The following is a 10,776-nucleotide window of genomic DNA, read 5'->3' as shown; positions in this document are numbered from 1 at the left end:
AGTATAGTCCTGATTATAACTTAATTGAATTGGTTTGGCATTCAGCAAAAGAATATATTGCCAATCGAGTTTTCAAATCAATTGAAGAATTAGAATGTTTGTTAAATCATCTTTTAAATGAAGGAGGGTTAATTATAAAATGGGTACGAAAAATAAAAAACAAAGGCAATGCTGTTATCACAGTTTAAATGCGCAACAGCTTACAACCTATTGGATTGGCTATATATAGACTCCAAGCTTGATATGACAAGCATTTAGTCCTCCACAGTCACCTCATGACGCGCCGTTTACCGAAAAGATCCAGTAATGGCCGTCGGCTTCAGTTCCCAAATAAGGCTGATCCATACGGCAATCAACGAGTTTAATCTTATCCTCAGATTGCAACTGTTTGTAGTAACCCTCAAAGTCGTAGGTGTTGTAATACGTTGTTTTGGTACTCATGATAATAGTTCCTCCTGGCTTTGTGACCTGTGCTAACCATTTCAGAGATTGAGGTTCAACAAAGTCCAGGGCAAACACACCACAGCAGAGGGTTAGGTCATACTGTCCATGCAGAAAAAATGGCAGTGGATGGTTTAAATCAACCCATCCAATTAAGGTTTGGTAGGCTCCAGTTTTATGGGCTTCTACAATCATGCCCTGGGATAAATCTGTCCCATCAATATGCCGAAAACCCTGCTCCTGTAAGCCTTTGCCAACCAACCCTGAGCCGCATCCCACATCAATGACCTTAAAATCAGGATTTGTTGGATTGATCAACACTTTGCCACTGTTGACTATTTCCATCAGATAACGAACGATGTATTCTGGCCCATCGTAGTTTCTGGCTGCAACATCTCGGTTGTAGTCCGGTGCCCATTGATCATAGCGTTCTTGGTGAGTCTGCATAACGGTAGACCTGCTTATCTAGAGAACAATCAAAATTGGTATCAAACATCCCTATTGCTTAACTGGGATCAGTCTTTGAGCTTTTGTCGTATTAAACAATGGACTCTCCATAATCAATTCACCCTCTTCCTTACAGACATCTAGGGCAAAAGTAGTGAAAAAGCCGTAGCCCAAAATGTCGATAAAGGGTTTAAGTTTTTGAACCCTATCTAAATCATAGGTTGAATCTGCTGCGATAAATCTCATCACAAAGGCTCTTCTCCTATTAATGGGACCCTCGGTCAATAGACAAGTCCGATGCATCACCTCCTTGTCAAACAAAAGTGCATCGCCTAATTCAAAGTCATCCGTTTCAGCCTGAGTTCTGAGAATTGTATCAACCTCAGGTGAGTTAACCATCAAAGATTCTAAACGCCCCATTTCCTCTTTCGATGGAGCTGCATCTTGTGCTTGCAAGCCTTGTACATAAGAAGAAAGGATTAATGCATAGTCATAAAGAAATCTTCCAGAAAATTTTTCCTTTGAGACATAGCTCATCCCTCCTGCTTGTGCATTTGTATCTATCTTGGTTAAGGGAATCCAAAGGGTACAGCCAAAATCTTCTAATTGCTGGCAGGCAAAACTCAACATATCGGCGTGCCACTCGAATCCTGAATTGGTGTTTTTCTCTATTTCATAGGCCATGTGTTGAGTAGAGAATAACGAGCATTCGCAAAGCTTCGCGAATGTTGATTGAAATAGAGGATGCTGAATTATTTCGATATCTTCATTGTTTTCCATATCAAATTTATACTTTGAAAATGCATCTTCATAGGCTATTTTTGCATCTTCAAGCTCCTGTGATAAGATTCCATCAAGACATTTTATTGCCTCTGGTGCAAGAAAACCTTTCAGCTTGACAAATCCTTTTTTTTTAAAATTGGCAATATCTTGCTCTGTTAATTTGAAGGATGAAGAAATCATTTTTGGTTCTGTTTAAATTCAAAAAAAACCATCAATATCTTACAAAGATTGAGAGGAAAAGTCAATCATTTTTACCATTAGGTAAAGTTAATTATTATTACGATTGAAAAATGGATCTGATTGGTCACTGAGGCTTCTAGGAAGGGACTTGAGTGTGGCTTGCAGCTTCTCTACCCGCGATTCGCCCAAAAACCAGACATTCCGTGATGGCACACCCCCCTAGACGGCAGGCTCCGTGAATACCGCCTGTGACTTCTCCTGCGGCATACAGCCCGATAATCGGGCGATCGCCTTTCCCCAGAACCCGCCCGCGAACATCAATTTTAAGGCCTCCCATAGTGTAATGCACTTTAGGCCATAATCGAACGCCATAAAAGGGGGAACTCAAGGGCTTGGCATAATCCCGTATAAATTTACCAAACTCTGGGTCTTGATGCTGTTCCACAAAGGAGTTATATCGACTGATGGTTTGGTTGAGTTTCTCTAAGGGAATCTGATACGTGCTTGCTAAAGACGATAGGGTCTCAAATTTTTTCACCACGCCTCGATCTAAATCAGGTTCGATCTCAATGCCAGAATTTTGCATTCCCGCAGTATCCGCAATACCAATACAAGGATGACCAATTTCTAACAACTTATCTGTCCACCTTTTGCGATCAGCGAGTTCATTAATAAAGCGTTTTCCAGTAGCCGGATCAACCGCTAATCCATAGGCTAGCACCGTATAGCTAGCAAAGAGTGGAGCAATGCCATAGCCTGTTTCATCTGGAGAGACCCAGGGAGCAAGCTGAATCTGATCCAAATCGAGGCACTGGGCACCAATTCTGATGGCTTCTACCAAGGCTTCTGCGCTGGTATTGGGGACATTGGTGTGATCCAGATTGGGGGGGAGATGGGGAGCGTATTGCTGCCGAAAACCGGTATCTCCGGAGAAGCCCCCTGTTGCTAAAACGACTCCCTGGTTAACGTTAATCTGCTGGATCGGAGCTGATGGCTTGGTTGTTTGCACTTCTACTCCTGTGAGGATCGGATGGGTATCTCTCTGGGAGTTTACCAGTAATTTGCTCAGGCGAGTTTGGGTTCTAATTTCGACCCCGAGTTGCTTGGCTTTAGTCAACAGTGCAGTGATCATGGCGGCACCTGACACGTCTTCTGGTGTGTGGTTGCGAGGTACAGAGTGGCCACCATACTGATCCACTCGATCCTTGAATTTCACACCAAGTTCATTCGTGAGCCACTCAAAAGTGGGGTAGGATTGCTCGATCACCTGTTGAACCAAGCGCGGATTGTTTCTCTGTTGTCCTGCCTGGCACATATCTGATTTCAACAGGCTGAAAGAGTCTTGGATGCCTTCTCTGGCTTGAATCGGAGAACCCACAACGGTCACAGTTCCTCCACTAACAACTGAGTTACCGCCGAGGCTGTTTTCCTTCTCCAAGACAATGACTGATGCGCCAGCTTGGGACGCGGAGATCGCCGCACTCAGACCAGCAAAGCCACTCCCTACCACTACAACATCAGCGATCGCGTTACTAGTATCAGCCATATCATTCACTTGCTCTCAATATATGACTTTTGCCCAAGGTTTTGCTCCATGACTTGCATTGACTGCCGCACTCTTTCTGCCTGGCTGCTGTAGGGATAGTTCTGATTCCAGCACATAGCCTGCTAGCCGGGTTAAACCGGTTTCAATTTGATGGGCAGGGCAGGCAAAATTTAATCGTAAAAAGGCATGATCGTGCTCATGAAAATCAATGCCAGGAGTGGAACTCAGAGCATAATTCTGAGCCAGATGCAGCGATAATTCCATGGCATCTTGTTCTGCCTCTGCCACATCTACTAGCGCAAAAAAGCCAGCTTGAGGGTGAGTTCGCAGTTTTAATCCAAGGCGTTTGGCTGTGCGCTCAAACAGCAACCAATTGTAGCGCAACAGATATCGGTGTTTGCTCACCAATTCATCCCAGTGTTGTATCAGGTTCTCCGCAATCAGTTGGCTGGGTCAAAATGCAAGCACAGTAAGCTTTTAGGGATTGATAGTACACCTGTATGGGGTAACTTCAGTCTTGACAGGACTTGATTTACTCGCGGTGGGATTTTCATCCCTGGCTGACTATGGTTAGTAGTGCAAGATGTGATTTAAAATTGGCTGATATCAAATTATCATTGGTAAATTAACAAGTAATAAGTAACCAGTAAATAATTACTAATAACAAAATACTTTTGATTTAACTTTTGAGTTATCTAAATTAGATACTACTTCAGATAACTCCTGGGGTTCGTCGATCAAAAAATCGGGTTGATATTGAGCTAGGGCTTCTTTATAATTAAATCCCCAACTCACAGCAACTACTTTAATAGTATTTTTATTAGCTGCCTCAATATCCCTAGTTTCATCTCCGACATAGATCACATCAGCAGGATTTAAATTATGTTTTTTGAGGAATTTACGAATAACTTTTTCTTTCCCCAATATGGGACTCCCTGAGTCAACAAAATCAAAAAGCTTTACCCAAGAATTATGGGTCAGAAAAAGGTTAACGTTTTCTGCCGAGTTAGATGTCAATATCCCTAATTGGTAACCTTCAGATTTTAAATCATTTAAAACGTCAATTATTCCAGGAATAGGAGTTAAACTTTGAATATCTTGGCGTAATAGTTTTTGCACCTTTTTTAACAAAAACGGTATTTTAAACCTCGAAATACCCGATTGCTTAATAATTTCCCTAGAGCTTAAATGTCTAATTTGCTCCAATTTTTCAGCTGATGTGGGCTGATATCCAAATTCTCCCGCTAAGCTATTACTAATCTTGACAATGGCAGTAAGGGTATCAGCCAGAGTCCCATCAAAATCAAAAAGAATTACTTTTACACTCATTGAGCAATTAACAATTAACAATTCGCAATTCGCAATTCGCAATTCGCCACCCAAGTAATCAATGACTAGTCAGACTAGTCAACGGATTTTTGAGATGCATCAATATTAGCTTGGGCATTGCGCCGTAGCATATTTGGCTTAATACGCCGCAGCGCCGAAGCTGGAAACCGTCGATTCCACTCCTGATCAGATATAGTAGCTAATTCTGTGAGTCGAGGAGCCACATTCCAAGGGTAGGGCTGAAACTCTACCACATCAGTTTCTTTAGCAAAACGTTGGTTCCAGGGGCAAACATCTTGACAGATGTCACAACCAGCAACCCAGCCTTCTAAATGGGGTTTAATCGATTCCGGCAAGTTTTCAGCCCGATTCTCAATGGTATGATAGGCGATGCAGCGGTTGGCATCAACGACAAACGGTTTGGTAATAGCACCCGTTGGACAGGCTTGAATACAGCGGGTACAGCTACCACAGTGTGAGGTGTGAGGGGTATCTGGGGTCAAGGCTAGGTTAGTCAACACTTCCCCTAAAAATACCCAACTGCCATACTCCCGCGTAATTACATTACCATTTTTAGCAATCCAACCAATACCTGAGCGCTGCGCCCAGACTTTATCTTGTACTGGCCCTGTATCAGCATAGTAACGCACCTGGATTTCTTCTGCTTGTGCTTGTAACCAAAAGGTCAATTCCTTCAATTTTTTATGCATGACCTTGTGGTAATCTCTGCCCCAACCGTAACGGGAGATTTTCCCATACTCAGGGCTTTCGGGACGCTGCTGAGGGGTGTAGTAGTTGAGAGCAACAGAAATTACTGACTTCACCTTTGGCATACAGGCACGAATATCCAAGCGTCGAGGATTTGCCATCCAATCCATTTCTGCTTGATACCCTAACCCTAGCCAAGCCTTCAAGTTTTGCTCTGCTGAGTCATTATGATCAACATCCACAGCTGCAATGCCGACCTTATGAAAGCCCAGGGAGTGAGCTTTCTGTTTTACCTCAGTGCTAGTAACTGATATATCCAAGCTGTATTTACGAAATAACTCTACCTCTAGGGTGTGTTAATAACGCACCTTCACCCAAGACTTTTCATCCAACACCTTTCATCCTTTCCCCAATCTCTACAATAACCACAGTAATGTTATCCCTACCGCCTTGCTCTTTAGCCGCTTCAACCAGGATAACCAGAGCCTGATCAATACTTGAACTCTCTTGGAGAGAGGAAGCAATCAATTCATCGGAAAGTTCTTCGGTAAGTCCATCGCTACAAAGCAAAAGGCGATCGCATAATTTAACCTCTATCGGATAGACATCGACTTTAGGTAAATCCTTTCTGCCTAGACATTGAGACAGAACATGACGCCAGGGATGCATCCGAGCCTGTTTAGCTGTCAGTTCTCCCAACTTAACGGCTCTGGCTACCCAGGTGTGGTCTTCTGTAATCTTCTCTAACTTAGAATTTCGGAACCGATAGAGGCGAGAATCTCCTACATGAGAAAACCAACACTGGTCTTGACGGAACATCACCACTACGGCAGTGGTTCCCATATCTGACCGTTCTGGATGAGTTTGCTGATCGTTGAGGATAGCCTGATTGGCTTGATAGATCGCTTGTTCTAGTAACTCATCAGAAGGGGTTTGAGAGTTCCAATCCTTATTCAAATAAGTCTTAATCGCCTCAGTGGCGATTTTACTTGCCTCTTGTCCACCGGCATGACCACCCATGCCGTCGGCAACAATAAAGAAGCGACCGTCCGGGTCTATGTAGTAGTCATCTTGGTTAACTGTACGTAGTAAGCCCGGATCTGTAATACCGGCGAAGCAACTTTTCATCACATCGGTTGTTTACTGGCTTGATGCTTTAGACATCTCCAGAAACTCGGTTTTGACCCAGGCAGTGCAAGGGTTTGAGGTTAATTTTTGGAGATGTCTTTTCTGCTCGTCCGTGAGCTTCAGTTTGGTTTTGATGGATAGAAGCATAATTATTATCGACCTAATTCAGTTTAATTAAGGAAATGTCCAAAGATGTCCGGATAAATGCCGAAATATCCAACGATTTAGCCTCCTAGTACTTGCTAGTACAGTGGATAGATCGTGGAATAAGGAGTTATTACGACTTTACAACAACTACAACATCCGATCAAACCGGTCAAGCCGTCGGAGCAACCTAATTAAGGCAAATCCTAACATAGCTGCCACCAAAACGACTACCAAGGCTAGTACAACATTACCATTGACAAATAAAATAGTAGCCGAAAGGGTGAACGCACTGATTAATAAAGTATAGTTGGTTCCCAACTGAATACCACTCAGCCGTCGTAAAACCCGGTCTGATTCAATAGAGCGCACTCGAATGCGCAGGTCTCCTCTTTCTAATTTATCAATAGTACTTTCAATGCGCTGGGGCAAACCTAATGCTGTACTACTCATCTGTGCGGCTTGGCGTCCCAGTTCATTAATAAAGCTATTGTTGTCAGGAGTGTTGCCGTTGGTCATAATCTCTAGTGCGAAGGGTTTTGCAACTTCCATAAAATTAAATTCGGGGTCTAAGCCTTTACCCACTCCTTCCAGTGTAGAAAAGGCTCGCATCACAAATGTGAACGTTGCTGGGAATCGAAAAGGCTGGCCATAAGCAATTTCGTAGAGGTCATCGCTGATGTTACTGACCGATTGCTCCTCAAAGGGCTTATCCATGAAATTATCCAGCATGTACTGAACTGAGCGCCTTACCGGTCCCATATCACTCACTGGTGAGAGCGCACCCAATTCAATTAGGGAAGTCACCACTCGGTCGCCGTCTTTTTGGGCAATGCCAAACAGGGTTTCCATCAGTTGCTCGCGCACATTGGCCTTAATCTGCCCCATCATGCCAAAGTCGTAAAATATCAGGGAACCTTGATGACTAACCGCAATATTTCCCGGATGGGGGTCAGCATGGAAGAAGCCATCATTTAGCAACTGCTGTAGGTAAGCTTCTGCGCCCAGACGAGCGATTAATTTGCGGTCTAGACCAGCTGCTTCTAGAGCTTCGTAACTACTAATCTTAATCCCTGGTAAAAATTCTAGGGTCAAAACTCGTGATGAGGTATAGCGCCAGTAGACACGGGGTACCTTCACCCAGTCATAGCTGCGGAAGTTGCGCCGAAATGTATCTGCATTTCGACCTTCATTGAGATAATCAATTTCTTGCCAAAGAATGCGACAGCACTCTTCATAAATCCCGCTCCAGTCCCGACCACGCCCCCAGTCTGGATGGTTTTGAAAGTAATAGGCGATCCCCTTGAGAATTTGTAAATCAATGGTAAACAGTTTTTTTAAGCCTGGTCTTTGGACCTTAATCGCTACCTCTTCACCACTGCGAAGTTGAGCTTTGTGAACTTGCCCTAAGCTAGCCGCCGCCAGAGGAATTGGGTCAAAACCACTGAACAGTTCCTTGATGGGCTTGCCTAAATCTTCCTGGATGATCTGCTCAACTTGCTCGTAACTAAAGGCAGGAACCCGGTCTTGTAGTTTGCTAAGTTCTTCTACGTACTCACTGGGGAATAAATCGGCACGAGTGGAGAATAACTGTCCAACTTTGATAAACGTTGGTCCGAGATCTAAGAATGTATCTCGAATCCAGATAGCTTGTGTTTTGCGTCTATATGCCTGCTTTTGCTCCGTATATCCTCCCCGATAACTCCAAGGTTTCCCATCAAGCCACAACCCAGTCATGAGGGTCAAAACAAAACGCCAAATATCAATAAAACGCCTTTGACGGGAGTAATTTTCTTGATTCCACCGATAAGCTTTTTCGCTGTATGGCTTACCTATAGAACTTTGGCTAGACACATTGCGTTCCTGATCTAGTGTAAGGTTAATAGAGTTTTGAGAAAGAGCAGACACTCGGATTTCTCTGTAAGGTTTTTATCAAAAAAATAGCAGGTTATTAAAAAAAGATTAAAAAGCCTCGAAACTACTCCCTTTTGTAAATAATTTAGGGCAGTAACGATTAATCTTATCAAGATTGCTTGCGATAGTTTTTTAATTCAGTACGCAAGCTGGCAATTTCTGCTCGCAGCTCATCAATCATCGCTTGCAGATCAGCTGGCTTGGATCCTGTTTTACCTGTGTTACTACCTGTGTTACTAATAGTAGAATCAGCTGCTGCTCCGGCTTCCCGATTGGCACTTTCTATTACCTGATCGGTAAACTGCCGCAGTCGATCACGCTGCTCAGCATCAAACTTGCCTAACTCACTCAGGGCATTGGTCAGAGCATCCTCGAGCTGCCGATTAATGGCTTGAGCTGCAGCCCTACCCAGAAAAAAGGCATGAATTACAGAGTTACTCATTGATAAGTTTCTTTAGCTTACGTAACAAATTATAACGTACTTGCCCAGGATTATGAGTGAATTCAAATCTAGTTACTTGCCTCGTATATCCTCAGTTTGTCCAATCTGCCATGTCCTTTTAATTTAAAAATTTATTATTATATCACTTTATGTATTTAAATCTAACAGGACTTAGGAAGTAACTTTTCCTTAGTCGCCCTACTACTTATTAAGCGCGTTTGGTGGCCAGTGTGCTGTAAGTCCTGTACAAGTATGAATATGAATAAACCACCTTGATGAGGTTGAAGGTGTTTCAGAGTTGGGGTTCTGACAAAGGCCAATTGCTGCGAGGAGGGAAGGATTGATCGGTGTGGAAGATGGTAGAACCAGGTTCTTTTTGAGAGTTCATTCGCAGTGCGAAACCAAATCCTAATCCGGCTGAGGCGGCAAGAGCACCGGTCATCAGTAGGGCTTTCAGTGGGAATCCAGCTTTGGTAGTTTTGAGTTTTGAGGTTTGAGTTTTGAGCTTGGCGTGGACAGTTTTGAGAACAGCTAAGGTCTGAGTGCTCAGTTTTGAAGGCTGAGTGCTCAGTTTTGAAGTCTGAGTCTTCAGTTTTGAAGGCTGAGTGCTCAGTTTTGAGGGCTGAGTCTTCAGTTTTGAGGGCTGAGTCTTCAGTTTTGAGGGCTGAGTGCTGAGTTTTGGGGAAATTAATGACTTTTGCTGAGGACTCAGCACTTTCAATTGAGAACTGCTTTGAGGAACTTTCTCCTGAGTTGGCAGCAGCGATAACCAAGCTTCTACAGTTTGAGGACGTTGATTGGTGACCATGTGCAAGCCACGCCAGACTGCTTGTTTAACTACTGGAGTTAGGTTTTGTGGACATGGTGGTAAGTCCGGCAGGAAAAGAATATAGAAACCTTCCTGGGCATGCAATACTTCCCTGACTGGTGCGGGTAAGGGTGGGGTTCCAGTTAGCAAGCAGTAAAAGGTTGCGGTTAAAGAGTAGACATCGGTTGCCTGGGAAAGTTGCCCTTTAGAAATGTACTGTTCTGGGGCGCTATACCCAGCAGCAATTAAACTGGCGTGGGTTTGCCTGACTCCTAGGGTGAGTTGACTAGTAATCCCAAACTCACATAGCACTAGTTTATCGGTATCTTGACGCAGAATTATATTTTCCGGTCTAACATCTAGATGCAGCAAACCCTTTTGATGTAATATGCTAAGGGCATCGCCAATTTGACGAATGTATGCAATAGCTTGAGCTTCTGGAACCAAATTGGCTTGGATGAGTTCAGCTAACGTCTGCCCCGGAATATATTCCATGACTAGGTAAGGTCGTCCGGCAGCTTCAAAGGATTCGATTACCCTGACTAAATGCTGATGCTGACAGCCGCTCAAGAGCCTACCAAGGGCAATAAATTGCCGCTTGAACTGGTCACCATGGGGATGGTGGCACAGATTGTCGCTGAGGGTTTTGATCACCACGGTTTGACCAGACTCAGCGTTGATAGCTAGGTAGGTTATGCTAAAGACACCTTTGCCGAGCTGGCTATGAAGAACATATTTGCCGTTGTGCAAGACTGTGCCTGCCTTTAAGTCCATGAAAGTTCAGTTCAACTCCCACCTATGCTAACCTTAAGTGGTGCAGAATGGTTGACACGCCCTAGGTTTCGTTCCTCGTTTTTTGAGCAATCTTGGATCAAGGAAAAACCAGGATAACTATCAGCTAAATTA

General features: G+C 43.7%; 10 protein-coding genes and 1 pseudogene. 1 reads left to right on the top strand and 10 read right to left on the bottom strand.

All coding sequences use genetic code 11. The annotated features are described in order from the left end of the window. Window positions 1–188: pseudogene (locus tag F6K38_RS11690) on the top strand (IS630 family transposase); the annotation flags it as partial. Between the two features lie 85 nt (window positions 189–273). On the opposite strand, the gene F6K38_RS11685 reads toward F6K38_RS11690, so the two are convergent. From F6K38_RS11685 to F6K38_RS11640, 10 genes are all read right to left on the bottom strand, one after another. Further along, window positions 274–888, bottom strand: a complete 615-nt coding sequence (locus F6K38_RS11685) for a class I SAM-dependent DNA methyltransferase (RefSeq protein WP_008180862.1) — start codon at window positions 886–888, stop codon at window positions 274–276. 51 nt (window positions 889–939) lie between these two features. Next, complete coding sequence (locus tag F6K38_RS11680) at window positions 940–1,851, bottom strand: phytanoyl-CoA dioxygenase family protein (protein WP_008180863.1); 912 nt, start codon at window positions 1,849–1,851, stop codon at window positions 940–942. Between the two features lie 136 nt (window positions 1,852–1,987). Further along, a complete protein-coding gene (locus F6K38_RS11675) occupies window positions 1,988–3,397 on the bottom strand; it encodes a flavocytochrome c (protein ID WP_287263750.1) in 1,410 nt (469 codons plus the stop codon). Between the two features lie 15 nt (window positions 3,398–3,412). Then, entirely contained in the window at window positions 3,413–3,802 is a 390-nt protein-coding gene (locus F6K38_RS11670) for a pyridoxal phosphate-dependent aminotransferase family protein (RefSeq protein WP_008180867.1), read from the bottom strand. 252 nt (window positions 3,803–4,054) lie between these two features. Continuing rightward, window positions 4,055–4,726 carry an HAD-IA family hydrolase gene (locus tag F6K38_RS11665; protein ID WP_008180869.1) on the bottom strand — a complete coding sequence of 224 codons (672 nt, stop codon included), beginning with the start codon at window positions 4,724–4,726 and terminating at the stop codon, window positions 4,055–4,057. Window positions 4,727–4,800: 74 nt separating this feature from the next. Next, the gene (gene queG / locus F6K38_RS11660) at window positions 4,801–5,754 is read right to left on the bottom strand and encodes a tRNA epoxyqueuosine(34) reductase QueG (RefSeq protein WP_008180872.1); all 954 of its coding nucleotides are present in this window, start codon (window positions 5,752–5,754) and stop codon (window positions 4,801–4,803) included. A 64-nt stretch (window positions 5,755–5,818) separates the two neighbouring features. Further along, window positions 5,819–6,562 carry a Stp1/IreP family PP2C-type Ser/Thr phosphatase gene (locus tag F6K38_RS11655; protein ID WP_008180875.1) on the bottom strand — a complete coding sequence of 248 codons (744 nt, stop codon included), beginning with the start codon at window positions 6,560–6,562 and terminating at the stop codon, window positions 5,819–5,821. Window positions 6,563–6,856: 294 nt separating this feature from the next. Next, entirely contained in the window at window positions 6,857–8,560 is a 1,704-nt protein-coding gene (locus F6K38_RS11650; protein WP_229414387.1) for an ABC1 kinase family protein, read from the bottom strand. A 169-nt stretch (window positions 8,561–8,729) separates the two neighbouring features. Next, entirely contained in the window at window positions 8,730–9,062 is a 333-nt protein-coding gene (locus F6K38_RS11645) for a DUF6825 family protein (RefSeq protein ID WP_008180879.1), read from the bottom strand. A 292-nt stretch (window positions 9,063–9,354) separates the two neighbouring features. Then, window positions 9,355–10,644, bottom strand: a complete 1,290-nt coding sequence (locus F6K38_RS11640; protein ID WP_287263747.1) for a serine/threonine protein kinase — start codon at window positions 10,642–10,644, stop codon at window positions 9,355–9,357. Between the last annotated feature and the right edge of the window lie 132 nt (window positions 10,645–10,776).

This window comes from Moorena sp. SIO3B2 (assembly GCF_010692525.1).
Lineage (GTDB): Bacteria > Cyanobacteriota > Cyanobacteriia > Cyanobacteriales > Coleofasciculaceae > Moorena > Moorena producens.
Note: the sequence above shows the minus strand (reverse complement) of the source record. Positions and strands in the feature narration are given on the sequence as shown.